The organism is Acidovorax sp. GW823-FHT05D11, from assembly GCF_058795695.1.
Genome location: NZ_CM179502.1, coordinates 2,463,963 through 2,489,488, shown reverse-complemented (window position 1 = coordinate 2,489,488; position 25,526 = coordinate 2,463,963). Strand labels below are relative to the sequence as shown.

Sequence of the window (25,526 nt, the reverse complement as noted above, 5' to 3'; positions counted from 1 at the left end):
CTATGTTATTGATAGCTTTTTGCGCTTGTACACCAAGCGCAGGAGCATTGTTGGATTGAAATACCGTGCGTGCCGCGGGTCACAGGGAGGCGGCCGAGCGCGCCGCCTGGTCGTACATGCCGGAAAGCACACGCAGCAACCGGGCCAGCTCGCCAATGTCGCGGTTGAGCGAATCGTCCGCCTGCAGCGCATCGATCAGGCAGCTCTCGCGGATCTCGCGGTAGCGCTGCACGTAGGCGCGGCCGGATTCGGTGGCGGCATAGGTCACTTCCTTGCCATTCTTCTGTGATGCGACGACCCCCAGGTTCTGCAGCTTCTTGAGCGCGTAGTTCACCAGGTGCGTGTCTTCCACGTTCATGATGAAGCAGATGTCGGCCAGGCGTTTGTCGCGCGCGCGGTGCGTCACGTGGTGCAGCACCACCACATCCAGCGGGGTCAGGTCCTTCAGGCCGGCAGCCGACATGCAATGCACCACCCAGCGGTGAAAGGCATTGCCCGCGACGATGAGCCCGAACTCGAACTCGCTCATCTCCGCGCTCTGCGCCGACACCAGGTGCGCGGACGACACGATCGGACCGGAATCGCCCTTGGCCTTGGCCACTGGTTTCATAAACACCGCCTCCACAACAGTCGAATCTGGCACGGGATATGCATAGGCCATTGTAGGCAACTCGACAATGATTTGTTGGCAATTTGTCAGCGTTTAGGCAAAACACCTATGCCACGGCCGATTGCTTTCTATACAGTGGCTTACCCCCACGATCCACCTTGCGGAGCACTCCATGAAGCGTCGAATCTTCTCCACCACTGCCCTGGGAATGGCCCTGGCACTGGGCATGTCTGCCACCTCGGCCCAGGCCCAGGCCAAATGGGACCTTGCGGCCGCCTACCCGGTGAGCAACTTCCACACGGAGAACCTGATGCAGTTCGCCAAGGACGTGGACACCGCCACCGCCGGCAAGCTCAAGATCACCGTGCATGCCAACGCCTCGCTGTTCAAGGCCAACGAAATCAAGCGCGCCGTGCAGGGCGGCCAGGCGCCGGCGGGCGAAATCCTGCTGGGCAACTTCGAGAACGAAAACCCGCTGTACGGCGTGGACGGCATTCCCTTCCTGGCCACCTCGTATGCCGACTCCAAGCGCCTGTACGACGCGCAGAAGGCCTCGCTGGACAAGCTGCTGGGCACGCAGGGCATGAAGCTGCTGTATGCCGTGGCCTGGCCGCCACAAGGCATCTACTCCAAGAAGGAACTGGCCTCGGTGGCCGACCTGCGCGGCATCAAGTGGCGCGCCTACAGCCCCGCCACCGCCAAGATCGCCGAGCTGATCGGCGCGCAGCCCGTGACCATCCAGGCGGCGGAACTCTCGCAGGCCCTGGCCACGGGCGTGGTGGAAGCCACCATGACCTCCGGCTCCACGGGCTACGACAGCAAGATCTATGAAAGCATCAAGCTCTTTCACGACACCCAGGCCTGGCTGCCCAAGAACGCGGTCATCGTGAACAAGAAGGCCTTCGACGCGCTCGACAAGCCCAGCCAGGACGCCCTGCTCAAGGCCTCGGCCGAGGCCGAGACTCGCGGCTGGAAGGTCAGCGCCGAAAAGACCGAGTGGTACAAGAAGGCCCTCGCTGAAAAGGGCATGAAGATCGTCACCCCCGCGCCCAAGCTCATGGCCGACATGCGCCAGGTGGGCGAGATCATGCTGGCCGACTGGCTCAAGAAAGCCGGCCCGGAAGGCGAAGCGATCATCGCGGCCTACCGCAAGGGTGGCCCGGCCACGGCCGCTGCGGCCAAGAAGTAAGCCGTGACCATGCTGCGCCGCTGGCTCGACCGCATCTACCTCGCCGCCGGCGCACTGGGCGCGGCATTCATCGCGCTCATCTGCGTGCTCATGATCGCGCAGAGCATCATGCGCGAGCTGGGCCTGCGCACCGGTGCCATCAACGACATCGTGGCCTGGTTCTGCGCGGCTGCCGCGTTCCTGGCCATGGCGCATGCCTTCAAGCACGGCGACTTCGTGCGCGTGACGCTGCTGCTGGAAAAGCTGTCCCCGCGCCGCTGCCGCCAGCTCGAGGTGGTGTCGCTGGCCATCGGGTCCGTGGCCGTGGGCTACCTCATGTGGGCGGCCTGCAGCTACACCTACGAGAGCTGGGAGTTCAACGACATCTCCCAGGGCCTCCTGCCCATGCCGCTGTGGATTCCGCAGCTGAGCTTCGCGCTCGGCTCCATCCTGCTGTGGGTGGCCGTGGTCGATGAATTCATCATCGTGCTGCGCGGCGGCGTGCCGACCTTCGTGCGCGCCGTCGAAGAGCGCCATGCCAAGGGCGACTTTTCTTCTGATATCTAGAGAAGCCCCCCTGAGGCGCTGCGCGCCTTCCCCCGAGGGGAATGCCACTGGTGGCCCGGCGAAGCCGGCTCCACGGTGGCACTGGCGTTTGGCAGCGCCAGTTTTTGCGGTGCGCTGGAAGCGCATTGCGGTGTGAGTACCGATAACAACAGGCTGCATCGGGCATAGCGCTCATCGGCCCAGAAAGTTCGATATGGATATCTTGATGGTGGGTGGCGTGTTGCTGCTGCTCATGCTGGTGCTGCTGTCCGGCGGTGTGTGGATCGCCATGACCCTGGCGATCTGCGGCTGGGTCGGGCAGGCGTTCTTCACCTCCACGCAGCCGGCCAAGAATTTGTTCTCGGCGTTCTGGGAGAGCAACGCGAGCTGGGAGCTGGCGGCGCTGCCGCTGTTCATCTGGATGGGCGAGATCCTGTTTCGCACCAAGCTCTCCGAGGAGATGTTCGAGGGGCTGCGCCCCTGGCTCAACCGCGTGCCCGGCCGGCTGATGCACACCACCATCCTGGGCTGCGGCATCTTCGGCTCGGTCTCGGGCTCGTCGGCGGCCACCTGCGCCACCATCAGCAAGGTGGCGCTGCCCGAGCTCATGAAGCGCGGCTACGACGAGAAGCTGGCGCTGGGCGCGCTGGCCACGGCCGGCACGCTGGGCATCCTGATCCCGCCCTCCATCACCATGGTGGTGTACGCCGTGGCCGCCGATGCCTCCATCATCCGCATCTTCCTGGCGGGCTTCCTGCCGGGCATCCTCCTGATGCTGCTGTTCTCGGGCTACATCGGCTGGTGGAGCCTGCGCAACCCCGACAAGGTGCCCGCCGCCGACCCGCCCTCCTCCCTGCGCGAGAAGATCCGCAAGTCGGGCAACCTGATCCCCGTGGGCGTGCTCATCGTGTTCATCGTGGCCGTGCTCGTCACGGGCTACGCCACCGCCACCGAGTGCGCGGCCTACGGCGTGGTGGGATCGCTGGGCCTGGCGCTGTGGAGCCGCTCGCTCACCTGGCAGAACTTCAAGGAAGGCCTGATGGGCACCACGCGCACCAGCTGCATGATCATGTTCATCCTGGCCGGCGCCGCCTTTCTCACCAAGACCATGGCCTTCACCGGCATTCCGCGCGAGCTGGCCCAATGGGTCAATGCCATGCACCTGTCGCCGTTCGCGCTCATCAGCGTGCTGGTGGTCGTGTACCTGGTGCTGGGCACCGCGCTCGACGGCATCAGCATGATCGTGCTCACCAGCGCCGTGGTGCTGCCCATGATCCAGCAGGCCGGGTTCGACCTGATCTGGTTCGGCATCTTCATCGTGCTGCTGGTGGAGATCGCCGAGGTCACGCCGCCCGTGGGTTTCAATCTCTTCGTGCTGCAGAACATGACCGGCAAGGACAGCAACACCATCGCGCGCGCCGCCATTCCTTTCTTCCTGTGCCTGGTGGTGTGCATCGCACTCATCACGATCTTCCCGCAGATCGTGACCATCCTTCCCGACCTGGTCATGGGCGTGGAGAAGTAGCCGCCCTCAGCCGGTCCACGCCGCCGCGCCCGGAAGGCTGCGGCGAGGCCGGCCCCACCGCGGGGCGCAGGCCGTGAACGGCCGGCGTGGGCCACAATAGCGCCCGCATCCAATTTACGGGGAGTGATCGCACCATGCTCGCAGTCGTGGCTATCTGCATCGGCGCCAGTCTGGGCGCGCTGGCGCGCTGGCGGCTGGGCATGTGGCTGAACACCGTGGGAGCGCTCATGCCCTGGGGCACGCTGGCCGCGAACCTCGTTGGGGGCTATCTGGTAGGCGTGTGCGTGGCCGTGTTCCAGGCCCTGCCCCAGCTGGACCCGGTCTGGCGGCTGGCCCTCGTCACAGGCTTTCTCGGCGGCCTCACCACGTTCTCCAGCTTTTCGGCCGAGGTCGTGGGCATGCTGCAGCAGCAGCGCTACCTGCTCGCGCTGGGCACCACCTCCGTGCACCTGCTCGGTTCGCTCACGCTGACCGTGCTGGGCATCCACACTGCTACTCTTTTGCTAGCAGGGCGCGCCTGATCGTGCGTGATAATCGGGCACAACGGCCGCCAACCACCCCCCATTCAACCCACTGCCGACCCGCGCTCGCGCACCGGCCGGCCGCGTTTTCCTGATCTGCCATGGATGCCAACACCCAACTGAATGAACGCCGCCTGGCCGATGCCTGGGCGGAGCTGCAAAGCCACGCCGCCAACGGCAATCCGCTGCACGCCGACGCCTACCGGCTCGCGTTTGCAGACCCCGAATTCCTGTTCCGCCGCGAAACGCGCGGCATCCGCTTCCAGCTGGAGATGCTCAAGCCCGACCTCGGCCAGATCGAGCAGGGCATCGAGAACACCATCGTGGTCTACGGCAGCGCCCGTTTCGTCGCGCCCGACGAGGCCGCGTCCCAGCTGGCCGAAGCCGAGGCCAGCGGCGACGAAGTGCGCCTGCAGCGCGCGCACCAGGCCGTGCGCAACGCCCGCTACTACGACCTGGCCCGCCAGTTCGCTCGCATCGTCGCGGAACACAGCGAGCTGCAGCCGCCCGCCGACCGCATCTACATCTGCACCGGTGGCGGCCCCGGCATCATGGAGGCCGCCAACCGCGGCGCGCATGACGTGGGCGCGCTCAACGTGGGGCTGAACATAGCCCTGCCCCATGAGCAAAGCGGCAACCGCTTCATCTCGCCGACCCTGAGCTTCAAGTTCCACTACTTCGCGCTGCGCAAGATGCATTTCATGATGCGCGCCAAGGCCCTGGTGGCCTTCCCGGGCGGCTTCGGCACGCTGGACGAGCTGTTCGAGGTGCTCACGCTGGTGCAGACGAAAAAGGCCAAGCCCGTGCCCATCGTGCTGTTCGGCACGGACTACTGGAAGCGCCTGATCAACTTCGAGGTGCTGGTCGAACAGGGCACGATCTCGGCACAGGATCTGGGCCTGTTCCACTACACCGACGACCCGCAGGAAGCCTGGGGCCTGATCAAGTCGTTCTACCAGCTGTAGATCCGCGCTGCGTAGCGGCACGGTACGGCACCACCACCTGCCGGCGGCCGCGTGCGGGGGCATGCCCCGCCACGCTATTGCGGCCCGTGCGCTTTCTCCGGCTTCTCCCCGCCGATGCGCCACGCCAGCCGGGCGCCGCCCAGCCCCGTCGCGCCCACGGCCCAGAACAGGCCGCTGACCCCGATCACCGCGCCGGCCGACCCGAACAGCAGCGGCATCAGCACGCTCGATGCGTTGATGGCCATCAGCCGCAGGCCCAGCGCCTCGCCCTGGCGGTGCGATGGCGTGATCTGGTGCAGCAGGCTCATCACCATGGGCTGCCCGGTGCCCAGCGCAAAACCCAGCAGCACCGAGCACACCCCCATGGCGAATGCGCTGTCCAGCAGCGGATAGGCCCCGAACAGCACCGCCGTCACCAGCATGGCCCCCGCCATCACGCCGCGCTCGCGCAGGCGCTCGGCGACAAAGGGCATGAGCACGCGGATCACCGTGGCGGCGATCGCAAACGCGCCGAAGATGGTGCCGATCACCGCGGCCGACAGCCCACGCTCGTGCCCCAGCAGCGGCACCGCAAAAGCGTGTACGTCCCAGCATGAGGAGATCAGCCAGTTCACGATCAGCAGGCGGCGAAACGGCGGGTCGTTCAGCAGGTCCCACGCCCGCTGGGGCGGGCCGCCCGTGGCGGCGGCGACGCTGGGCAGTTCCTGCGTGCCGCGCACACAGAACCAGCTGAGCAGCGGCAGCAGCGCAAGCAGCACGAAGGCCGCGCGGTAGCCCTCCAGGCTGCCCGCCGCGCCACCCGCGTGGTCGATGGCCAGGCCCGCGCAAAAAGGCCCGATGAAGTTGGACACCGCCGGGCCGATGGACAGCCAGCTGAACACCTGCTTGAGTTCGGTGGCGTCATGGACCGCGCGGCCGGCGTGGCGCTGCACCGCTATGGTGGCCAGGCCCGCCGCCGCACCGGTCATCAGCGCGGAGACACACAGCACGGGAAAGGTCGGAAACACCACCGCCAGCCCCGCGCCCACGCAGGCCACGGCCACCGAATAGCCCACGGGGCGCTTGAGGCCGCGGCGGTCCGCGTACCGGCCCGCGGGCAGGGCAAGGAACACCTGGGTGAGCGCGAACAGCGCCACCAGCAGCCCCACCGCCGCCGCGCTGTACCCTTCGCGCAGCGCCAGCAGCGGCGCGGCCAGGCGCATGCCGGCCATGCTGGCATGCACGCAGACCTGCCCTGCGATCAGACGGGCCAGTGCCCGGTTCACAGCGGGTCGTCCTCCGCGTCCAGTCCGGGCAGCGCCGCCGTGCCACCGCCCACGGGCAGCGGCAGGGTGGCGCCGGGGGGCGCCGGCAGGTCCTGCACATCACGCAGCTTGCGCTGGATGGCGCGGGTGCGCACTCCCACCTCGTCGAAACGCTTGGCCGCCGCGTCGATGGACTTCTTGGTGGCCTCCACCACGTCGCCAAACTTGGCGAATTCGGTCTTGACCATGCCCAGCAGGCTCCACACCTCGGACGAGCGCTTCTCGATGGCCAGTGTCTTGAAGCCCATCTGCAGGCTGTTGAGCATGGCGGCCAGGTTGGCGGGGCCGGTGATCATCACGCGGCAGTCGTTCTGGATGGCCTCGACCAGGCCGGGGCGGCGTATCACCTCGGCGAACAGGCCTTCGGTGGGCAGGTACAGCACGGCGAAGTCCGTGGTGTGCGGCGGCGAGACGTACTTGGCGAAGATCTTCTTGGCTTCGAGCTTGATCGAGGCCTCGAACGCGTTGCCGGCCGAGGCGATCAGCCCCTTGTCGGCCGCGTCCTGCGCGTCCATGAGCCGCTGGTACTGCTCCACGGGGTACTTGGAGTCGATGGGCAGCCACACCGGATGCTCGTCGCTCTTGCCCGGCAGGCGGATGGCGAACTCCACCAGCTCATCGCTGCCCGGCACGGTCTTGACGTTGCGCGCGAACTGGTCGGGCGTGAGCACGTTGTCGATGATGGCGCCCAGCTGCATTTCGCCCCAGGTGCCGCGCGACTTCACGTTGGTCATCACACGCTTCAAGTCCCCCACGCTGCCCGCCAGGGTCTGCATTTCGCCCAGGCCCTTGTGCACCTGTTCGAGCCGGTCGCTCACCAGCTTGAAGGATTCGCCCAGGCGCTGCTCCAGCGTGGCGTGGAGTTTTTCGTCCACCGTGCGGCGCATCTCCTCGAGCTTGGTGGAGTTGTCGGCCTGGATCGCGGCCAGCCGCTCGTTGAGCGCGTTGCGCAGCTGCTCCGCGTTTTGCTGGCTGCCCTGCACCAGCCCCGTGAGCTGCTGCGAGACCGCATCCTGCAGCACCGAGAACTGGTTCCTGATCTGGAAGCCATTGGCTTCCAGCTGGTCCTTGAGCGCGCTGGACATCGTGCCCAGCTGGGTCTGGATGTCGCCCTTGAGCGAATCGAGCGTGAGGCGCGTGGCCGCCTGCAGGGCCTCGAAGCGCTCCTGGATGCGCTTTTCGAACAGCGCGGCGCTTTCGCCCATCGCCTCGCGCGACTTGACGCTTTCGGCCGCCAGCGCGGCCGTGGTGGCCGTGAGTTCGGTGCGAAAGCCCACCAGGGTGGCCGACAGCTCGGTGCGCGCGGTGGCGGCATCGGCCTGGCCCTGCGCCAGATGGGCCAGCAGGGCCTTGCTGCTTTCTTCCAGCCGCCCGGCCACGGCATTCTGCAAGGCATCGAAACGCTGGGCCAGGGCCGCATCCTGCGCGGCCTGGCGCTGCTCCAGCCGCCCTTCGAACACGCCGAACGCTGCCAGCAGTTCAGCGCGGCCGTTGCGGGACTCGGCCACGGCCTGGGCCAGGCGCTCGTCCACCGCGTGGCGCAGGGTCTCCAGCGTGGCCTGCGTGGTGTGCGTGAAGCCGCGCAGCTGCTGGCCCATGCCGTCCAGCGCGCCATCGTTCTTGGCCACGGCAATCTGCGTGGCCTGGGCGGTGTGTTCCAGCGCCTGCAGGCGGGCCAGCCACTCGGGCGGCAGATCGACGCGGGGGCGGCGCAGCATGAGCAGCACCAGCAAAACCAGCACGAGAGCCAGCGCGGCCAGCAGGATGAGGGTGTCGGTAGTCAAGGCAGGAATACTATGTTTTTGATAGCTGCTTGCGCATATGAATAAAGCGCCAGCGGCCCTTTTTGCTTAAATTCTCGATGTCACTGCCGGCCACGCGGGCCGGGCACCGGCTGGTTCACCGGCGTGAGCGGCCCACGCCCCCCCAGGAAGGCGATCAGGTTGTCGGCCGCCAGGTTGGCCATGGCACGGCGCGTGGGCACGGTGGCGCTGGCAATGTGGGGCGTGAGCACCACGTTGGGCACGGTGAGCAGATCGGGGTGCACGCCGGGCTCGCCCTCGAACACATCGAGGCCCGCTGCCGCGATGCGGCCTTCCCGCAGCGCCACGGCCAGCGCGGCATCGTCCACGATGCCGCCGCGCGCAATGTTGATGAGCGTGGCCGTGGGCTTCATGAGCGACAGCTCGGCGGCGCCGATGGTGTGGTGCGAGGCAGGCGTGTAAGGCACCACCAGCACCACATGGTCCGCGGTGCGCAGCAGCTCTTCCTTGCCCAGGTAGCTGGCCTTGCATTCGGCCTCCAGCGCGGGCGGCAGGCGCGAGCGGTTGTGGTAGACCACCTTCATGCCAAAGCCGTGCGCGCCACGCCGGGCGATGCCCTGCCCGATGCGCCCCATGCCGATGATGCCCAGCGTGCTGCCGTGGATGTCGCTGCCGGCGAACATGTCGTAGCTCCACTTGGTCCACCGGCCGGCGCGCAGGTAATGCTCGCTCTCGGTCATGCGCCGGGCCGTGGCCATCAGCAGCGCGAAGCCGAAGTCGGCGGTGGTTTCGGTCAGCACGTCGGGCGTGTTGGTGCCCTGCACACCGGCCGCCGTCATGGCGTCCACGTCGAAGTTGTTGTAGCCCACGGCCATGTTGGCCGCGATCCTCAGGCGCGGCGCGGCGGCCAGCAGGGCCGCGTCGATGCGCTGGCTGCCGGTGGTCAGCACGCCATCCTTGTCGGCCAGGCGCGCGGCCAGCTCGGCCGGGGTCCAGATCACGTCGTCCGGGTTGGCCTCGACCTCGAAGTGCGCGCGCAGGCGCTCCACGATGTCGGGGAAGATGGCGCGGGCGACCAGGATGCGGGGTTTGCTCATGAATCTTTAGTCTCCAATGTATCGATACGGTTGCCGTGCCTTGCAACTGGCGCGGCCCGCACCAGCGGCCACCGTGCAAGGGCCGCCCCGCTGCACTCTGGTGGCATCCCCCTTCCCATCGCGCAGCGATGAGAGAAGGGGGAAGCGGCGCAGCCGCTCAGGGGGATGGTCACTACCGGAACCAGATGAAGGTCATGACAATGAACAGCGGCACCAGAATGCCGCCCGACCACAGCATGTAGCCGAAGAAGCTGGGCATCTTCACGCCCCGGTCTTCCGCGATGGCCTTGACCATGAGGTTGGGGGCATTGCCGATGTAGGTGTTGGCGCCCATGAACACGGCCCCCGCGGAAATGGCGGCCAGGGTGGGTGCCAGCGTGGTCATCAGCACCGCCGCGTCGCCACCCGCCGTGTTGAAGAACACGAGGTAGGTGGGCGCATTGTCGAGGAACGAACTCAGCAGGCCGGTGGCCCAGAAATACATGGCCGGGTCGGGCGCGCCGTCCGGCCGGGTCACCGCCGAGATGATGGCGCCGAACGGCCCCTGGTTCCCCGCCTTGAGCATCGCGATGACCGGAATGATCGTGAGGAAGATGCCCGCGAACAGCTTGGCCACCTCCTGCATCGGCGCCCAGCCGAACTGGTTGTCGGCATGCACCTGCCGGGGGGTGAGCCACAGCGATGCGAGCGTCACCAGCACAAGCCCCGCATCGCGCACGATGCCCGGAAGCCCCACCAGGGTGCCCGCGACGTCGAACGCCACGCTCGACTTCCAGAAGCCGCTGAGCAGCACCAGCGCGACCACCGCGCCCAGCAAGGCGAAGTTGATCTTCCCGTCGAAGCCGATGGAGCGGCTGTCGGGCGTCGGGTCGGCGGGCAGCACCTCCTCGCGGTGCCGGCAGTACCAGGTGTCCAGCAGGAAGAAGATCGCCAGCAGCGCACCGACCAGGAACAATGTTTCCGGAAAGATGTGGCCCACCGTCCAGAAGAAATCGACGCCCTTGAGAAAACCGAGGAACAGTGGCGGATCGCCCAGCGGGGTGAGCGAGCCCCCCGCGTTGGACACGATGAAGATGAAGAACACCACCACGTGCGCCACGTGCCGGCGGTTGTCGTTGGCGCGGATCAGCGGACGGATCAGCAGCATCGAGGCCCCCGTCGTGCCCATGAAGCTGGCCAGCAGCGCCCCGATCGCAAGCAGGGCGGTGTTGAGCCCCGGGCTGCCATGCAGGTTGCCGCGGATGTAGATGCCCCCCGCCACGGTGAACAGCGCCGTGAGCAGCACCACGAACGGGATGTACTCGGCCAGCAGCGCATGCACCAGGCTGGCCCCGGCCACGCCAGGGCCGAAGGCGATGGCGAACGGCAGCAGAAACGCCAGGCCCCACGCGGCCGCGACCTTGCCGAAATGGTGGTGCCAGAAAATGGGTGCCAGCAGCGGCATGAGCGCGATCGACAGCAGGATGCCCGCGAAGGGCACGCCCCACAGCACCGACAGGGTGCTGCCGTCCACATCCGCGGCCACGGCCAGACCCGGCAACACGAGCAGGGTGATCAAGAGGCCCAGCGCGCGGGGCGCCGGCATCCGGGTGGCGCGGGCCATCATGCCACCGCGGGGATGTCGAACACCTGGCGCAGGTAGGCCAGGTATTTCTCGTCGTCGCACATGCCCTTGCCCGGCGTGTCGGACAGCTTGGCCACCGGCTGGTCGTTGCAGCGCGTCATCTTGATGACCACCTGCAAAGGCTCGTGTGCGGGCGGGCTGCCCAGGTCGTTGGTCAGGTTGGTGCCGATGCCGAACGCCAGCTGGCAGCGCCCCCGGAACTGCTGGTACAGCTCAATGGTGCGCGGGATGGTGAGCGCATCGCTGAAGATCAGCGTCTTGGTCAGGGGGTCCACCCGGTTCTTGCGGTAGTGGTCCAGGAGGCGCTCGCCCCAGGCGAACGGGTCGCCGCTGTCATGCCGCGCGCCGTCAAAGAGCTTGCAGAAGTACAGGTCGAAATCACGCAGGAAGGCACTCATGCCGTACACGTCGGACAGCGCGATGCCCAGGTCGCCGCGGTATTCCTTGGCCCACATCTCGAAGCCGAACACCTGGCTGTCGCGCAGGCGCGGCCCCAGGGCCTGGCAGGCCTGCAGGTATTCGTGCGCCATGGTTCCCAGCGGCGTCACGCCCAGCTTCATGGCATACAGCACGTTGCTGGTGCCCGCGAACTGGCCGGGGCCCGCGGGTGCGCCGGGGCGGCGGTCGCCCGTGCCCAGGCGGGCCACCAGCACCCGCAGCACCTCTTCGTGCCAGGCGCGGGAAAACCGCCGGCGCGTGCCGTAGTCGGCGATCTTGAGGTCCGACAGGCCCTCGCCCTGCAGCAGCGCGATCTTGGCATCCAGGCGCTTGCGGCCTTCCAGGAAGTCGGGCACCTTTTGCGTGTTGCGAAAGTAAACCTCGTTGACGATGGCCAGCACCGGGATCTCGAAGAGGATGGTGTGCAGCCAGGGCCCGCGAATGGAAATGTCGATCTCGCCGTTGTGCTGTGGCGTAACGGTGATGTACTTCTCGTTGAGCTTGAAGAGGCCCAGGAAGTCCACGAAGTCGCTCTTGATGAAGCGCATGGAACGCAGGTAGGCCAGTTCGGCATCCTGGAACTGCAGGCAACACAGCGAGCGGATCTCGTCGCGGATCTCATTGACGAACGGCGCCAGCTGCACGCCAGGGTTGCGGCACTTGAAGCGGTATTCGACCTGAGCCCCCGGAAACTGGTGCAGCACCACCTGCATCATGGTGAACTTGTACAGGTCGGTGTCGAGCAGGCTGGTGATGATCATGGACAGGGCAGGCCTCAGACCGCGGGCTGGTCAGCAAAGCCTCAAAGTGTAGGCCATCGGGGCATCCCGCACCGTGCAGGGACTCTGCCCCCGCGCCACGGGCATGCGACGCCATGCGCTGGGGAAAAAGGCCCTTCGCGCCCTTGGGAGAAGCGCGAGAAGCTAACGGATCAATAGCAGGCCCGCCGGTGCTCAGCCGGCCACCACCAGCTCTTGCAGGACCTTGCGCAGGGCCTCTGGCACCGGCACGGGCCGGCGGGTCTCGCGGTCCACATACACATGGATGAAATGGCCGGCCGCAGCGGTCAGCGGCTCGCCCTGGGCAAACAGGCCCACCTCATACCGCACGCTGGAGCCGCCCAGCCGTGCCACCCGGATGCCGGCCTCGATCGTCTGCGGGAAGGCCAGTGGCGCGAAGTAGTTGCACTGGGTTTCAATGACCAGGCCTATGGTCTCGCCCGCATGGATATCGAGCACGCCTTGGTCGATCAGGTGGGCATTCACCGCCGTGTCGAACCAGCTGTAGTACACGACGTTGTTCACATGGCCGTACACATCGTTGTCCGCCCAGCGCGTGGTGATGGGGCGAAAGGCCCGGTAGGCGCTGCGCGGCTGCGGGGACGGGCGGGCGGCCGGCGCGGACGCAGCGGCAGGGGTGGTGCTGGCGGCAGAAGTCATGGCCGCACATTCTGCCAGCGCTGGTGGTAGTGCCAGGCCACGCGCCAGGTGTTCAGCTGCGCCAGTACCGTGTCTTCCAGATTGCGGCCATAGCCCCCCGCCATCGCGAAAGCCAGGGGGATGCGGCGCTGCCACGCCCAGTCGAACACGCGCCGGTCGCGCGCCTCCAGGCCATCGTGGGTCACGGCCAGCCGCCCCAGGCGGTCTCCTTCGTGCGGATCGGCACCGGCCAGATAGAAAACGAGCTGGGGCGCGAACCGCTGCTCCAGGGTCTCGAGCGCCTGCTCCAGGGCTTGCAGGTAGTCGGGGTCGGCGCAGCCGTCGGGCAGCTCGACATCCAGGTCGCCGGGCTCCTTGCGGAACGGAAAATTGCGCGCCCCGTGCAGTGACAGCGTGAACACGCTGTGGTCGCCCCGGAAGATGTGCGCCGTGCCGTTGCCCTGGTGCACGTCGAGGTCGATCACCGCCACCCGCAGCGGGCGGGCCACACGCCCCGCGCCCTCCGTGCGCGCCCATTCCACCTGCATGAGCCGCGCGGCCACCGCCACGTCATTGAACACGCAAAAGCCGCTGCCCTTGTCCGCATACGCATGGTGCGTGCCCCCTGCGAGGTTGCCCGCAATGCCCTCGCGCAGCGCCACGCGGGCGGCGGCCACCGTCGCGCCCACGGACCGCCGTGCGCGCTCGGCCATGGCCTCGCTCCAGGGGAAGCCGATCTCGCGCTGGGCGGGAGGTGCCAGCGTGCCGTCGGCAATCGCATCGACGTACTCCGGCGTGTGGGCCAGCGCGAGTTCGCTGTCCGACGCGGGCATGGCCACCTGCAGCGACACGCCGGGCAGGTGCTGCGTGATGCGGTCGCGCAGCAGCCGGTACTTGGCCATCGGGAACCGGTGGCCCTCGGGAAGCGGCAGCACGAAATGGTCTGCGTAATAGGCATGCATGACGCGATTGTGGCAAGCGGCGGATTTCTGGGGCGCCGTCCCTAATTTGCTGCAGCGCAACAAAAACCCCTTGCAATACCACGCCAAGTGCCTAAAATTCATCCCATGCTGCACTGCAACATGACTCACCAGGTCAGGGCCAGCGCAGATGTCCGCGAACCACCTTGGCCCCCGGGCCCCATTTTTTAGGAGATATGACATGACGCTGACCGCTGAACAAATCCTGGCCTCGCACAAAGCCAACATCGAAACCCTGTTCGGTCTGACCACCAAGGCCTTCGAAGGCGTGGAAAAGCTGGTCGAACTGAACGTGACCGCTTCGCGCGCTGCCCTGTCGGAAGCCGCCAACCACACCCAGGCCGTCCTGGGCGTGAAGGACGCGCAAGAGCTGCTGGCCCTGCAAGCCGGCCTGTTCCAGCCACTGGCTGAGAAGACTGCCGCCTACAGCCGCCACCTGTACGACATCGCTTCGGGCACCGGCGCTGAATTCGGCAAGGCTTTCGAGAGCCAGGCCACCGACGCGCAAAAGGCATTCACCAACCTGGTGGACAGCGCCGCCAAGAACGCTCCCGCCGGTTCCGAAACCGCCGTGGCCGTGATGAAGAGCGCCGTCTCTGCCGCCAACAACGCTTTTGAATCGGTGCAGAAGGCCGTCAAGCAAGCGTCCGACGTGGCCGAAGCCAACTTCAACGCCGTGGCCAGCACCGCTGCCAACGCCGCCAAGACCGCTGCACCCCGCAAGCGCTGATTAGCCATCTGCGGTCTGGAGTGCAACCTCTAGGCCGCGTTCAGGGAATACCCTGATAATTCAACCACGCGCTGCGGAAGCCCTCCACAGCGCACCAGTTGTCTCCTTGGATCCTCTCGAAACCCCCGTTTCAGGGATCCTTTTAAAGCCCGGTTCATGACCGGGCTTTTTTTTGCCCGTGTCCTGGCAACACCCTTCCGGCTCTTGCGCTGCGTCAGGAATTCCCTCTGAATTCCTTGGCGCGCCCCAGACATTTATTAAGAATAATTCGCGTTTGTTTTATCATCGCCAGAGTTACAACCTTGAAAGACGCATCCATGTCGAAGACTGTGAAAGCCTTGTTGAGCGCGTGCACGCTGGCCGTTGCCGCCGGCGCCGTTTCCGCCCAGGACCAGGTGGTGAATCTCTACTCGGCCCGCCACTACTCCACCGACGAAGCGCTGTACAGCGGATTCACCAAGGCCACGGGCATCAAGATCAACCGCGTGGATGCGGACGACGCCGGCATCCTGGCACGCCTGAAGGCCGAAGGCACGGCATCTCCGGCGGACGTGATCCTGCTGGTGGATGCCGCCCGCCTCTACAAGGGGGAAGTCGACGGCCTGTTCCAGCCCATCCAGTCCAAGGTGCTCAGCGACGCCATTCCCGCCAATCTGCGCAGCGCGCCAGCGGCAGACGGGGGCATTTCCTGGTTCGGGCTGTCCACGCGCGCACGCGTGATCGTCTACAGCAAGATCAAGGTGCAAAAGTCGGACGTCGACACCTATGAGGAGCTCGGCGACCCCAAGAACAAGGGCAAGCTGTGCATCCGCTCCGGCTCGCATCCCTACAACCTGAGCCTCTTCGGCGCCGTGACCGAGCATCTGGGCGAACAGAAGGCGGAGGCCTGGCTCAAGGGCATGGTGGCCAACCTGGCGCGCCCTCCCAAGGGCGGGGACACCGACCAGATCAAGGCCGTGGCCGCGGGCGAATGCGATATCGCCGTCACCAACAGCTACTACCTCGCGCGCATGATGCGCTCGACCAAGCCCGAGGACGTGGCCGTGGTCAACAAGGTCGGCGTGGTGTTCCCCAACCAGGATTCCTGGGGCACGCACCTGAACATTGCCGGCGGCGCGGTGGCCAAGCACTCCAAGAACCAGGCCAACGCCATCAAGTTCCTCGAGTACCTGGTCAGCCCTGAAGCGCAGAACTACTTTGCCAACGGCAACAACGAATGGCCCGCCGCCAAGGGCGTCAGCATCGACAACCCCGCGCTCAAGGCCATGACCGGCGGTGCGCCCTTCAAGAGCGAGACCATTCCGATCAGCGCGGTGGGCGCTAACACGACCAAGGTGCAGCAGATGCTGGACCGCGTGGGCTTCCAGTAACCCGCCCGTGCGGCCCCGCGGCGCGGGGTTTGCGCCAGGCCCGGCCTCGCCGGGCTTTTTTTCGCCTGTCGGAAACCAGGCGGATGCGCCATAATTGACGTTTACGTTAACGTCACTCACTGGAGACAGAACATGGACATCAAAGGCAAGGTTTTCATCGTGACCGGCGGCGCGTCCGGCCTGGGCGAAGGCACGGCGCGCATGCTGGCCGCCCAGGGCGGCAAGGTGGTCATTGCCGACATGCAGGCGGAAAAAGGCGAGGCCGTGGCCAAGGACATTGGCGGTGCCTTCGTGAAGTGCGATGTGAGCAGCGAGGCCGACGGCCAGGCCGTGGTGGCGAAGGCCGTTTCGATGGGCAAGCTGATGGGCCTGGTGAACTGCGCGGGCATCGCACCCGCGGAAAAGACGGTCGGCAAGAACGGTGCGCACGCGCTGGCCGTCTTCAGCAAGACCGTCACCGTGAACCTCATCGGCAGCTTCAACATGATCCGCCTGGCCGCCGAGGCGATGTGCAAGAACGACCCCGAGCCCACGGGCGAGCGCGGCGCGCTGATCTCCACCGCCAGCGTGGCCGCCTACGACGGCCAGATCGGCCAGGCGGCCTATTCGGCCTCCAAGGGCGGCGTGGTTGGCATGACCCTGCCCATCGCGCGCGACCTGGCCCGCAACGGCATCCGCAACATGACGATTGCGCCCGGCATCTTCGGCACGCCCATGCTCTTTGGCATGCCCCAGGAGGTGCAGGATGCGCTCGCGGCCGGAGTGCCCTTCCCCAGCCGCCTGGGAACGCCGCAGGACTATGCCAAGCTCGTGCAGCACATTTTCGAGAACGACATGCTCAACGGCGAAGTGATCCGCCTGGACGGCGCGATCCGGCTCGCACCCCGCTGATGCTATTCAATTTATAGCATCCAGCGCTTGTTGCGAAAGCGCTGGGACCATTTTCCCCCATGACTCCTGAGCCCTGGACTTGTCCGGGGCTTTTTCATGGAAGAACCAGGGCGGAGGCCGGGCGCTTCCCCCAGGCGCCATGGGGCGCGGCGGTGCGTCCGCCAGCCTAGGCCGCGTGCCGCTGCGGCGCCGGGCGCGGCGGCTGCGCGGCGGGCAGCACCGAATCCCCTGCACCCAGCGGCCGCTGCATCAAAACGGTGTCCAGCCAGCGGCCTTTCTTGAAGCCCACGGAGCGCAGTGCACCAATGCGCTCGAACCCCATGCGGGCATGCAATGCCATCGAGCCGGCGTTGTCATCGCCCTGCCCCACCACCGCGAGCATCTGGCGCCACGGCCCCGCCTCGCAATGCCGGATGAGTTCGCCCAGCAGCGCAGCCCCGAGGCCTCTCCCTGAAAGATCGGGCGCCACGTACACCGAGTCCTCCACCGTGTGGCGGTAGGCCACCCGGGCCCGGTACGGCGCGGCGTAGGCAAACCCGGCCACCATGCCGTCCAGTTCCGCCACCAGATAGGGCAGGCCGGCAGCCACCACGGCAGCGCGCCGTGCGCGCAGTTCATCAACCGTCGGAGGTATTTCCTCGAAAGAAGCCAGCCCGTGCAGCACGTGGTGGGCGTACAGCGCCTGGATGGCGGGCAGGTCGTTCTCGCTGGCGCCGCGCACCACGGGTGCGGAGCGCCCGGCGGCGGCTGCTGCGCGAGTCCGGTTCGGTGGCGCTGGCGGGGTGGATTTCAAGATGGGCAGGGGAATGGTCGTCGAGGTGTGCATGAACGACAGTGTGGCCAGCTTTCAGGCATAAAAGAAGCTTTCTCAAATTATGCAAAGTATGAGAAATTCTTTGCCATGGAACGCATCAATCTCGACCAGCTTCACGGCTTTGCCACGGCCCTTGAACTCGGCAGCTTCTCTGCCGCGGCGCAGCGCCTGGATCTCACCCAACCGGCCGTGAGCCTGCAGGTGCGCCAGCTCGAAAAGCGCCTGGGCACGCCTTTGATCGAGCGCGTCGGCCGGGTGCTGCGCCCCACGGCGGCGGGTGCCGAGTTGCTGGCCCATGTGGGCCGCATCGATGCGGTGGTGGCCGAGGCCCTGGAGGCCGTCTCCCGCCATGCCGACGGTGCCACCGGTCGCGTACGCCTGGGCACCGGCGCGACGGCCTGCATCTACCTGCTGCCACCGGTGCTGCGGTCGCTGCGGCAGTGCTTTCCCGGCCTCGACATCACCGTGCGCACCGGCAACACGGCCGACATTGTCCAGGCGGTGGAGGACAACACGCTGGACCTGGGACTGGTCACGCTGCCCGCCAGCGGGCGCATGCTGGAGGTGTCACCCCTGCTGGACGACCCGTTCGTCGCGATCGCCCCGCGAGGCACCGCGCTGCCGGCGCGGATTGGCGCCAAGGAACTGGCGCGGCATCCCGTGCTGCTGTACGAGCCCGGCGGCCACACCCGCCGGATCGCCGATGCCTGGTTCGCGCGGGCGGGGGTGGCACTGCAGCCGGCCATGTCGCTGGGCAGCGTGGAGGCGATCAAGGAGCTGGTCGCGGCCGGCCTGGGCTGCGCCGTGCTGCCGGGCATGGCCGTACGGGACGGGCACCAGGGCAACCTCGAAGTACGGCCACTGTCGCCACCCCTGCGCCGCACATTGGCCGTCGTCATGCGCCGGGACAAGCGCCTGCACCGGGGCCTGCGCGAAACAATGGCGGCCCTGCAGTCACTGGGATGAGGGAAGAGCAGGAGCCCGCCGCCATGCCGTCAATGCAGGGGTGGGTGGCAGTGACAAGACCGATATCCGCCATGAAACCCACAAAAACAACTGGAAATGGGCAAAGAAAAACGGACTGCAGCAATCAATACTGCAGTCCGTTTATTTGGACCACGACACAACCAGCGACGGGCTGTGCCATGTGAATCTGGCGGAGTGGACGGGACTCGAACCCGCGACCCCCGGCGTGACAGGCCGGTATTCTAACCAACTGAACTACCACTCCTGGCAGGCAGCTTTCGCTTGCATTTCATCAACACAAGCCAAGCGCTACAACTTGGCGACCCTACGGGGATTCGAACCCCGGTACTCACCGTGAAAGGGTGATGTCCTAGGCCTCTAGACGATAGGGTCAAAACCTTGGAACTAACCGATAACAAACCTTGGTGGAGGTAAACGGGATCGAACCGATGACCTCTTGCATGCCATGCAAGCGCTCTCCCAGCTGAGCTATACCCCCACGATTCTCTGGATGACACCAAAGAAAAACCCTTGCATATCAAAGACCTGCAAGGGTTTTTGACTGGCGGAGTGGACGGGACTCGAACCCGCGACCCCCGGCGTGACAGGCCGGTATTCTAACCAACTGAACTACCACTCCTGGCAGGCAGCTTTTCGCTTGCATCTCTCAATACAAGCCAAGCGCTACAACTTGGCGACCCTACGGGGATTCGAACCCCGGTACTCACCGTGAAAGGGTGATGTCCTAGGCCTCTAGACGATAGGGTCAAAACCTTGGAACTAACCGACAACAAACCTTGGTGGAGGTAAACGGGATCGAACCGATGACCTCTTGCATGCCATGCAAGCGCTCTCCCAGCTGAGCTATACCCCCACTGAATGACTCGAAACACACTGTGTTTGTTGTCATCATCTGAGCCTTGAATTATAGACAGATTTTTAGCGGTTTCGCAAACGCGCTACAACTTTTTCACGTCCGACCAATTCCAGCACGGCATCGACCGACGGAGTGTGGGCCGTGCCCACGGTCAGAACCCGCGCAGGCATGGCCAGTTGCGGCATTTTCAGTCCCTGGCTGGCAAGCACCTGCTTGAATGCAGCGCTGATGGAAGCCTTGTCCCATTCGCAGGCGGCCAGCGCATCGGCCAGCGCATCGAGCGCCGGGGCAATGGCTTCGGTGACGTGCTGTGCGCGCTCGGCATCCACCGGGGTCACGTCACCGTAAAACACCTGGGCCCAGTTGGCGAGCGCCACCGTCGTGTCGCACCGGTCCTTGAACAGCGCGCAGATCCGCGCGAGCCGGCCGTCGGCCAGTGCCTGGGCCGCAATACCGCGCTGCTGCAACTGCGGCGCCACCAGGACGGCCAGCGCATCGTCGGCCATGGCCTTCAGGTGCTGGGCGTTCACCCAGCGCAGCTTGGCCTCGTCGAACTGGGCTGCGCTGCGGCCCAGGTGGTCCAGGTTGAACCATTCCAGGAACTGCGCGCGGCTGAATATCTCATCGTCGCCGTGGCTCCAGCCCAGGCGCGCCAGGTAGTTGACCATGGCGTCGGGCAGGTAGCCCTCATCGCGGTACTGCGTGACGGGCTTGGCGCCATTGCGCTTGCTCATCTTCTCGCCCTGCTCGTTCAGCACGGTGGGCAGGTGGGCATACACCGGCGGTTCCTTGCCCAGGGCGCGGAAGATGTTGATCTGGCGCGGCGTGTTGTTCACATGGTCGTCGCCACGGATCACGTGGGTGATCTCCATGTCGATATCGTCCACCACGACGCAGAAGTTATAGGTAGGCGTGCCGTCGGGGCGCGCAATCACCAGGTCGTCGAGCTCGTCGTTGCTGATCTCGATGCGGCCCTTGACCTTGTCGTCCCATGCCACCACGCCGCCTTGCGGGTTCTTGAAGCGCAGCACGGGCTGGACGCCTTGCGGCACGGGCGGCAGGGTCTTGCCGGCCTCGGGGCGCCAGGTGCCGTCATACCGGGGTTTTTCCTTGGCGGCCATCTGCTTCTCGCGCAAGGCATCCAGCTCTGCCACGCTCATGTAGCAGGAATACACATGGCCCGCCGCCTGCAGGTCGGCCAGCACCGCCTTGTAGCGGTCCATGCGCTGCATCTGATAGAACGGCCCCTCGTCGTGGTCCAGGCCCAGCCAGCGCATGCCCTCGATGATCACATCCACGGCGGCCTGGCTGGAACGCTCGAGGTCGGTGTCTTCAATGCGCAGGATGAAATCCCCTCCCGTCGCCCGCGCGAAGGCCCAGGGATAAAGGGCCGAACGGATGTTGCCCAGGTGGATGAAGCCCGTCGGTGACGGGGCGAAGCGGGTGCGCACGCGGCCCGTGCTGGAAGCAATGGTGGATGTTTCAGTCATGTCAATAAGTTCTGGCCCCTCTCGGGGCCAGTTTCAAGATTCAGTCCGTCCGAAGGCAGGGGCGTCAGGCCGCGCCCCTGCCCCGGTACCCGGCAATTCAGGGCAGGGCACGAGGCGCCCGCCCCCGGTCACGCCTCCTGCGCGTTCGGAAGCGCCAGGCGGGAAGTATCCTCCTCGCCCTCTTCCGCGCCCACGCGCCCCTCGTTCAGGCGGGCGATGTCGGCGGCGGTGATATCCCCCGTGACGTACACGCCGTCAAAGCACGATGCATCAAACCCCACGATGGACGCATTGAGCGAGCCCACGGCCTTCTTCATGCCATCCACATCCTGGTAGATCAGCGCATCGCAGCCGATGGCCTGGCGGATCTCTTCGACCGTGCGGCCGTGTGCCACGAGCTCGCTGCTGGTGGGCATGTCGATGCCGTACACGTTCGGGTAGCGCACCGGCGGGGCGGCGCTGGCCAGGTACACCTTGCGGGCGCCAGCGTCGCGCGCCATCTGCACGATTTCGCGGCTGGTGGTGCCGCGCACGATGGAATCATCCACCAGCAGCACATTGCGGCCCTTGAACTCGCTGGCGATCACATTGAGCTTCTGGCGCACGGACTTCTTGCGCACGCCCTGCCCCGGCATGATGAAGGTGCGGCCGACGTAGCGGTTCTTGACGAAACCTTCACGGTACGGAATACCCAAAAGGTGCGCCAGCTGTGTGGCGCTCGGACGGCTCGACTCGGGGATCGGGATGATCACGTCGATCTCATTGGGCGGCACGGTGGACACCACGCGCTTGGCCAGCGCTTCGCCGAGGTTCAGGCGGGCCTGGTAGACCGAAATCCCGTCGAGCACCGAGTCGGGACGCGCGAGGTACACGAACTCGAAGATGCACGGATTGAGCTGCGGGTTTTCCGCGCACTGGCTGGCATGCACCTTGCCATCGAGCGTGATGAAGATCGCCTCGCCAGGATCGATGTTGCGCTCGAACACATGCGAGGTGCCCTCCAGCGCCACCGACTCGCTGCCCACCATCACGGTGCCATCCTGGCTGCGCCCCATGGCCAGCGGGCGGATGCCATGCGGGTCACGAAAGGCCAGCAGGCCATGGCCGGCGATCAACGCGATCACGGCGTAGGAGCCCTTGATGCGCTTGTGCACGGCTCGCACCGCCGTGAAGACGTCCTCGGGCTGCAGCGGCACGCCGCGGGTCGACCGCTCCAGCTCATGCGCGAACACGTTCAGCAGGACCTCGGAGTCGCTTTCGGTGTTCGTGTGCCGGTGGTCGGTCAGGAACAGTTCCGTGCGCAGCTCGCGGGCATTGGTCAGGTTGCCGTTGTGCACCAGCACGATGCCAAAGGGGGCGTTGACGTAGAACGGCTGGGCTTCTTCCTCGCTGTAGGCGTTGCCTGCGGTCGGATAGCGCACCTGGCCCAGGCCCACATTGCCCGGCAGCGCCCGCATGTTGCGGGTGCGAAACACATCGCGCACCATGCCCTTGGCCTTGTGCATGAAGAATTTGCGGCCCTGCTGGGTCACGATGCCCGCTGCGTCCTGGCCGCGGTGCTGCAGGAGCAGCAATGCGTCATAGATCAGCTGATTGACGGGCGCTGGACTGACGACGCCGACGATTCCACACATAGTTGTATTCCATCCGTTTGCGGGAACAGCCCCGCGGCAACCTCGCAGCAACAGCCTCTGGCCACTGCCGCATCGATATCAAGAAGGCAGATGCCTTCCAAATTCTTCCGGCAACGCCGGTTTCAAGCCCTTGAGCACTTCGGCCAGCAACGGTGCCCCCTGCGACTCCTGCCACCACGGCGCTTCTCGCAGGGGCGTGAGTCCGGCCACCACGGCCACCGCCAGCAGCAGCATCGCCCCCCGCAGCACCCCGAAAACGGCCCCCAGCGTGCGGTCCGCCGGACGCAGGCCGATGGAGTCCACCAGCTTCTTGATCAGCCAGGTCACGAACCCGCAGGCAAATACCGACGCGACAAACACCACCACGAAACCCGCCGCATAGCGCAGCGAGCCCGCCGATTCGCCCATGGGCAGCACCGCCGCCATGTCCTCGGCAAACCACTGCGCCACGAAGAACGACACCACCCACCCCAGCAGGGACAGCACCTCGAACACCAGACCGCGCCAGGCGCCAATCAGCATCGATGCCAGCAGCACCACCACGAAAATCCAGTCCAGGGCAGCCACGGATACGCTCAGCCTGCGCGCGCCTTACAGCGACAGCACGGACGCGGACAGATCAAGAGCCTTGATCCGGGCTGCCGCCTTGTCGGCTTCGGCACGGTCGGCGAACGGCCCCACGCGAACCCGCGTGCGTTTTCCGTCCTTGGTATCCACCACCTGGGTATAGGTTTTCATGCCGGCGCGCTCCACCTTGGTGCGCGCTTCCCGGGCCTTGTCCGCGTCCGCGAAGGCACCGACCTGCACGATGAACCGGTTTTCATCGGCCTTGGCGGCAGCACCCACGGATTCCGCCGGACGGCCTTCCAGCAAGGCACGGGCGCGCGCAGCGTCGTCCGGACGCGGTGCTGCGGGCTTGTGTTCAGGCACGGGTTTGGGCTCAGGCCTGGGTTCGGGCTTTGCTTCCGGCTTGGCAGGCGTGACCGCCGCGGCCGGCCTGGATGCCGCGGGGCGCGACCCCTGCACCAGTTCCTCGCCCTCCGTCAGGCCATTGCCGGCCACGTTGCCACGTGCGGGGGGGGCCGGACGCTGGGCAGGCGCCTCCGCAGTCGTGGGTGTCGCAGGCCTGGGCGCTGGCGCTTCGGCCACGGGCCCGGGCACCACCAGGGGAGCGACCTTGTTGCGGTCCGGAATTTCGATGGGAATGTCCACCGGAATCGGGCGGGGCTGCGTGTCGAACAGCATCGGAAATCCGATCACCCCGATCAGCACCAGGACGGCCGCGCCGATCAGCCGGTGGCGGGCACGCCGGCGCATCACTTCGATGCTCTCGGCCTGCGGGGTGCGCGGACGCTTGGACGGCTTTTCGGCCTGAGGTTGCTCACCGTGACCGGGCCACCGAAACTTGAAAAATGCCATGGAGTAACGACTCGTGCGGACCTTATGCGCCCAGATGTTTGGCGTGCAGGCGAGGTGTTCCATTGATCAGCACACCGCCCACCGTGTAAAACGAGCCAAAGACCACGATTCTATCAGCGGGGTCCGCCGCGGCGACTGCCGCCTGCAGGGCATCCATGGGGTCCGGGTGCAAGGTCGAGGTGACGTCGCGGCGCCCGCCCGCCACCATCTGCACGGCATTCCATTTCTGCTGCAGCACGGCGGCCGTCTCGGCCCGGGGCGTGGGCAGATTGGTGAAGTACCAGCGGTCGATCAGCGGCCCTACCTTGGCCAGCATGGGGGCCAGGTCCTTGTCGGCCATGGCCCCGAAGACCGCGTGGGTCGTGGGAAAGAAGCCCATGGCGTCCAGATTGGCCGTGAGCGCGGCCACGGAGTGCGGGTTGTGCGCCACGTCCAGCACCAGCGTGGGCTGGCCAGGCACGATCTGGAACCGTCCCGGCAACTCCACCATGGCCAGGCCATTGCGCACCGCCTGGGCCGTCACCGGCAGGCGTTCGCGCAGGGCTTCCAGCGCGGCCAGCACGCCCGAGGCATTGATCAGCTGGTTCGCGCCACGCAGCGATGGATAGGCCAGCCCCGCGTAGCGGCGACCCCGGCCGGCCCAGTTCCACTGCAGCTTGTCGCCCGAGAAATTGAAATCCTTGCCGAACCGCCACAGATCAGCCCCGATTTCGAGGGCGTGGTCGGCGATGCTCTGCGGCGCCATGGGGTCGCTCACGATCACCGGGCGCCCCGTGCGCATGATGCCGGCCTTTTCCCGGCCGATGCTCTCGCGGTCCGGCCCGAGGAACTCGGTGTGGTCGATGTCGATGCTGGTGATGACGGCGCAATCGGCATCAATGATGTTGGTGGCATCCAGCCGCCCCCCGAGGCCCACTTCAAGGATGGCCACATCCAGCCGGGAATGGCTCATCAGGCGCAGGATGGCCAGCGTGGTGAATTCGAAGTAAGTAAGGGAGACTTCATCGCCATTTTGGGTCCTGGCGCTTTCCACAGCTTCGAAATGCGCTATCAGGTCCGAAGCAGGAATGATCTCGCCATGCACACGGCACCGTTCCTCGAAATGCACGAGGTGGGGCGATGTGTACACCCCGGTGCGGTAGCCCGCCTGCAGGGCCACGGCTTCCAGCATGGCGCAGGTGGAGCCTTTTCCATTGGTGCCCGCCACGGTGACCACGGGGCAGTCGAACCGCAAGGCCATCCGGCGCGCCACTTCACGGACGCGGTCCAGGCCCATCTCGATATTGCGGGGGTGAAGCTGTTCGCAGTGGCGAAGCCAGCCTTCCAGGGTGTGGATTTTGGTATGCATACAGGGCGGGATTGTCGCCCAGGCCGCA

At 66.1% G+C, this 25,526-nt stretch carries 23 protein-coding genes and 6 tRNA genes; 9 read left to right on the top strand and 20 right to left on the bottom strand.

Annotated features, from left to right (window positions below; all coding sequences use genetic code 11):
* Positions 1-79 precede the first annotated feature (79 nt).
* Entirely contained in the window at positions 80-610 is a 531-nt protein-coding gene (locus AC3RCE_RS11655; RefSeq protein WP_492255228.1) for a winged helix DNA-binding protein, read from the bottom strand.
* Between the two features lie 172 nt (positions 611-782).
* On the opposite strand from AC3RCE_RS11655, the gene AC3RCE_RS11650 reads away from it, so the two are divergent.
* From AC3RCE_RS11650 to AC3RCE_RS11630, 5 genes are all read left to right on the top strand, one after another.
* Positions 783-1,799 (top strand): TRAP transporter substrate-binding protein, encoded by a 1,017-nt coding sequence (locus tag AC3RCE_RS11650; RefSeq protein ID WP_218297493.1) that lies wholly within the window; start codon positions 783-785, stop codon positions 1,797-1,799.
* Between the two features lie 9 nt (positions 1,800-1,808).
* On the top strand, positions 1,809-2,345 hold the full coding sequence (locus AC3RCE_RS11645) for a TRAP transporter small permease (protein ID WP_218297597.1): 537 nt from the start codon (positions 1,809-1,811) through the stop codon (positions 2,343-2,345).
* 193 nt (positions 2,346-2,538) lie between these two features.
* Entirely contained in the window at positions 2,539-3,849 is a 1,311-nt protein-coding gene (locus AC3RCE_RS11640) for a TRAP transporter large permease (protein ID WP_218297494.1), read from the top strand.
* Positions 3,850-3,983: 134 nt separating this feature from the next.
* Positions 3,984-4,370, top strand: coding sequence for a fluoride efflux transporter CrcB (gene crcB, locus AC3RCE_RS11635; protein ID WP_218297495.1), 387 nt, complete (start codon positions 3,984-3,986; stop codon positions 4,368-4,370).
* A 101-nt stretch (positions 4,371-4,471) separates the two neighbouring features.
* A complete protein-coding gene (locus AC3RCE_RS11630) occupies positions 4,472-5,335 on the top strand; it encodes an LOG family protein (RefSeq protein ID WP_218297496.1) in 864 nt (287 codons plus the stop codon).
* A gap of 74 nt (positions 5,336-5,409) precedes the next feature.
* Here AC3RCE_RS11630 and AC3RCE_RS11625 read toward each other — a convergent pair whose 3' ends face one another.
* The 7 genes from AC3RCE_RS11625 to AC3RCE_RS11595 all read right to left on the bottom strand — a co-directional run bounded on the left by AC3RCE_RS11625 (position 5,410) and on the right by AC3RCE_RS11595 (position 13,941).
* Complete coding sequence (locus tag AC3RCE_RS11625) at positions 5,410-6,600, bottom strand: MFS transporter (RefSeq protein ID WP_218297497.1); 1,191 nt, start codon at positions 6,598-6,600, stop codon at positions 5,410-5,412.
* Positions 6,597-8,423: a DNA recombination protein RmuC gene (locus AC3RCE_RS11620; RefSeq protein ID WP_218297498.1), complete on the bottom strand. Its 1,827-nt coding sequence runs from the start codon at positions 8,421-8,423 to the stop codon at positions 6,597-6,599. The genes AC3RCE_RS11625 and AC3RCE_RS11620 overlap by 4 nt, the downstream gene beginning before the upstream one ends.
* An 80-nt stretch (positions 8,424-8,503) precedes the next feature.
* Entirely contained in the window at positions 8,504-9,499 is a 996-nt protein-coding gene (locus tag AC3RCE_RS11615) for a 2-hydroxyacid dehydrogenase (RefSeq protein ID WP_492255227.1), read from the bottom strand.
* Positions 9,500-9,671: 172 nt separating this feature from the next.
* Positions 9,672-11,084, bottom strand: coding sequence for a sodium:proton antiporter (locus AC3RCE_RS11610; RefSeq protein ID WP_369643898.1), 1,413 nt, complete (start codon positions 11,082-11,084; stop codon positions 9,672-9,674).
* 17 nt (positions 11,085-11,101) lie between these two features.
* Positions 11,102-12,322: a nicotinate phosphoribosyltransferase gene (gene pncB / locus AC3RCE_RS11605; protein WP_218297501.1), complete on the bottom strand. Its 1,221-nt coding sequence runs from the start codon at positions 12,320-12,322 to the stop codon at positions 11,102-11,104.
* Positions 12,323-12,514: 192 nt separating this feature from the next.
* On the bottom strand, positions 12,515-13,000 hold the full coding sequence (locus AC3RCE_RS11600) for an acyl-CoA thioesterase (protein ID WP_369642359.1): 486 nt from the start codon (positions 12,998-13,000) through the stop codon (positions 12,515-12,517).
* Positions 12,997-13,941 carry a histone deacetylase family protein gene (locus AC3RCE_RS11595; protein ID WP_218338759.1) on the bottom strand — a complete coding sequence of 315 codons (945 nt, stop codon included), beginning with the start codon at positions 13,939-13,941 and terminating at the stop codon, positions 12,997-12,999. The genes AC3RCE_RS11600 and AC3RCE_RS11595 overlap by 4 nt, the downstream gene beginning before the upstream one ends.
* 199 nt (positions 13,942-14,140) lie before the next feature.
* Here AC3RCE_RS11595 and AC3RCE_RS11590 point away from each other — a divergent pair, with 199 nt between their 5' ends.
* From AC3RCE_RS11590 to AC3RCE_RS11580, 3 genes are all read left to right on the top strand, one after another.
* The gene (locus tag AC3RCE_RS11590; RefSeq protein WP_094290910.1) at positions 14,141-14,689 is read left to right on the top strand and encodes a phasin family protein; all 549 of its coding nucleotides are present in this window, start codon (positions 14,141-14,143) and stop codon (positions 14,687-14,689) included.
* 317 nt (positions 14,690-15,006) lie between these two features.
* On the top strand, positions 15,007-16,059 hold the full coding sequence (locus tag AC3RCE_RS11585) for an extracellular solute-binding protein (RefSeq protein WP_218297504.1): 1,053 nt from the start codon (positions 15,007-15,009) through the stop codon (positions 16,057-16,059).
* Between the two features lie 132 nt (positions 16,060-16,191).
* Entirely contained in the window at positions 16,192-16,950 is a 759-nt protein-coding gene (locus AC3RCE_RS11580) for a 3-hydroxyacyl-CoA dehydrogenase (RefSeq protein WP_218297505.1), read from the top strand.
* Positions 16,951-17,116: 166 nt separating this feature from the next.
* Here the strand turns inward: AC3RCE_RS11580 and AC3RCE_RS11575 are convergent, their stop codons facing one another.
* Positions 17,117-17,776, bottom strand: a complete 660-nt coding sequence (locus AC3RCE_RS11575) for a GNAT family N-acetyltransferase (RefSeq protein WP_492246203.1) — start codon at positions 17,774-17,776, stop codon at positions 17,117-17,119.
* 75 nt (positions 17,777-17,851) lie between these two features.
* On the opposite strand from AC3RCE_RS11575, the gene AC3RCE_RS11570 reads away from it, so the two are divergent.
* Positions 17,852-18,730, top strand: coding sequence for a LysR family transcriptional regulator (locus tag AC3RCE_RS11570; RefSeq protein ID WP_492246202.1), 879 nt, complete (start codon positions 17,852-17,854; stop codon positions 18,728-18,730).
* A 188-nt stretch (positions 18,731-18,918) separates the two neighbouring features.
* On the opposite strand, the gene AC3RCE_RS11565 is transcribed toward AC3RCE_RS11570, so the two are convergent.
* From AC3RCE_RS11565 to folC, 11 genes are all read right to left on the bottom strand, one after another.
* Positions 18,919-18,995: transfer RNA gene (locus AC3RCE_RS11565), tRNA-Asp, on the bottom strand.
* 52 nt (positions 18,996-19,047) lie between these two features.
* Positions 19,048-19,123 (bottom strand) — tRNA-Glu (locus tag AC3RCE_RS11560).
* A gap of 30 nt (positions 19,124-19,153) precedes the next feature.
* Positions 19,154-19,229, bottom strand: a tRNA-Ala gene (locus tag AC3RCE_RS11555).
* A 64-nt stretch (positions 19,230-19,293) separates the two neighbouring features.
* A tRNA-Asp gene (locus AC3RCE_RS11550) sits at positions 19,294-19,370 on the bottom strand.
* 52 nt (positions 19,371-19,422) lie between these two features.
* Positions 19,423-19,498 (bottom strand) — tRNA-Glu (locus tag AC3RCE_RS11545).
* 30 nt (positions 19,499-19,528) lie between these two features.
* Positions 19,529-19,604: transfer RNA gene (locus AC3RCE_RS11540), tRNA-Ala, on the bottom strand.
* A 65-nt stretch (positions 19,605-19,669) separates the two neighbouring features.
* Complete coding sequence (gltX, locus tag AC3RCE_RS11535; protein ID WP_492255226.1) at positions 19,670-21,097, bottom strand: glutamate--tRNA ligase; 1,428 nt, start codon at positions 21,095-21,097, stop codon at positions 19,670-19,672.
* A gap of 128 nt (positions 21,098-21,225) precedes the next feature.
* Positions 21,226-22,731 (bottom strand): amidophosphoribosyltransferase, encoded by a 1,506-nt coding sequence (gene purF, locus AC3RCE_RS11530; RefSeq protein ID WP_492255225.1) that lies wholly within the window; start codon positions 22,729-22,731, stop codon positions 21,226-21,228.
* A 78-nt stretch (positions 22,732-22,809) separates the two neighbouring features.
* On the bottom strand, positions 22,810-23,298 hold the full coding sequence (locus tag AC3RCE_RS11525) for a CvpA family protein (RefSeq protein ID WP_218338765.1): 489 nt from the start codon (positions 23,296-23,298) through the stop codon (positions 22,810-22,812).
* A gap of 24 nt (positions 23,299-23,322) precedes the next feature.
* Positions 23,323-24,150, bottom strand: a complete 828-nt coding sequence (locus AC3RCE_RS11520) for an SPOR domain-containing protein (protein WP_218338766.1) — start codon at positions 24,148-24,150, stop codon at positions 23,323-23,325.
* Positions 24,151-24,172: 22 nt separating this feature from the next.
* A complete protein-coding gene (folC, locus tag AC3RCE_RS11515; RefSeq protein ID WP_218297512.1) occupies positions 24,173-25,498 on the bottom strand; it encodes a bifunctional tetrahydrofolate synthase/dihydrofolate synthase in 1,326 nt (441 codons plus the stop codon).
* Positions 25,499-25,526 lie beyond the last annotated feature (28 nt).

Coding starts and splice junctions, on each gene's coding strand:
- AC3RCE_RS11610 (WP_369643898.1), bottom strand. CDS start 11,084: ATGCCGGCGCCCCGCGCGCTGGGCCTCTTGATCACCCTGCTCGTGTTG.
- AC3RCE_RS11600 (WP_369642359.1), bottom strand. CDS start 13,000: ATGACTTCTGCCGCCAGCACCACCCCTGCCGCTGCGTCCGCGCCGGCC.
- folC (WP_218297512.1), bottom strand. CDS start 25,498: ATGCATACCAAAATCCACACCCTGGAAGGCTGGCTTCGCCACTGCGAA.
- purF (WP_492255225.1), bottom strand. CDS start 22,731: ATGTGTGGAATCGTCGGCGTCGTCAGTCCAGCGCCCGTCAATCAGCTG.
- AC3RCE_RS11650 (WP_218297493.1), top strand. CDS start 783: ATGAAGCGTCGAATCTTCTCCACCACTGCCCTGGGAATGGCCCTGGCA.
- gltX (WP_492255226.1), bottom strand. CDS start 21,097: ATGACTGAAACATCCACCATTGCTTCCAGCACGGGCCGCGTGCGCACC.
- AC3RCE_RS11585 (WP_218297504.1), top strand. CDS start 15,007: ATGTCGAAGACTGTGAAAGCCTTGTTGAGCGCGTGCACGCTGGCCGTT.
- AC3RCE_RS11595 (WP_218338759.1), bottom strand. CDS start 13,941: ATGCATGCCTATTACGCAGACCATTTCGTGCTGCCGCTTCCCGAGGGC.
- crcB (WP_218297495.1), top strand. CDS start 3,984: ATGCTCGCAGTCGTGGCTATCTGCATCGGCGCCAGTCTGGGCGCGCTG.
- AC3RCE_RS11645 (WP_218297597.1), top strand. CDS start 1,809: ATGCTGCGCCGCTGGCTCGACCGCATCTACCTCGCCGCCGGCGCACTG.
- AC3RCE_RS11630 (WP_218297496.1), top strand. CDS start 4,472: ATGGATGCCAACACCCAACTGAATGAACGCCGCCTGGCCGATGCCTGG.
- AC3RCE_RS11640 (WP_218297494.1), top strand. CDS start 2,539: ATGGATATCTTGATGGTGGGTGGCGTGTTGCTGCTGCTCATGCTGGTG.
- AC3RCE_RS11575 (WP_492246203.1), bottom strand. CDS start 17,776: ATGCACACCTCGACGACCATTCCCCTGCCCATCTTGAAATCCACCCCG.
- pncB (WP_218297501.1), bottom strand. CDS start 12,322: ATGATCATCACCAGCCTGCTCGACACCGACCTGTACAAGTTCACCATG.
- AC3RCE_RS11655 (WP_492255228.1), bottom strand. CDS start 610: ATGAAACCAGTGGCCAAGGCCAAGGGCGATTCCGGTCCGATCGTGTCG.
- AC3RCE_RS11590 (WP_094290910.1), top strand. CDS start 14,141: ATGACGCTGACCGCTGAACAAATCCTGGCCTCGCACAAAGCCAACATC.
- AC3RCE_RS11570 (WP_492246202.1), top strand. CDS start 17,852: ATGGAACGCATCAATCTCGACCAGCTTCACGGCTTTGCCACGGCCCTT.
- AC3RCE_RS11580 (WP_218297505.1), top strand. CDS start 16,192: ATGGACATCAAAGGCAAGGTTTTCATCGTGACCGGCGGCGCGTCCGGC.
- AC3RCE_RS11615 (WP_492255227.1), bottom strand. CDS start 9,499: ATGAGCAAACCCCGCATCCTGGTCGCCCGCGCCATCTTCCCCGACATC.
- AC3RCE_RS11520 (WP_218338766.1), bottom strand. CDS start 24,150: ATGGCATTTTTCAAGTTTCGGTGGCCCGGTCACGGTGAGCAACCTCAG.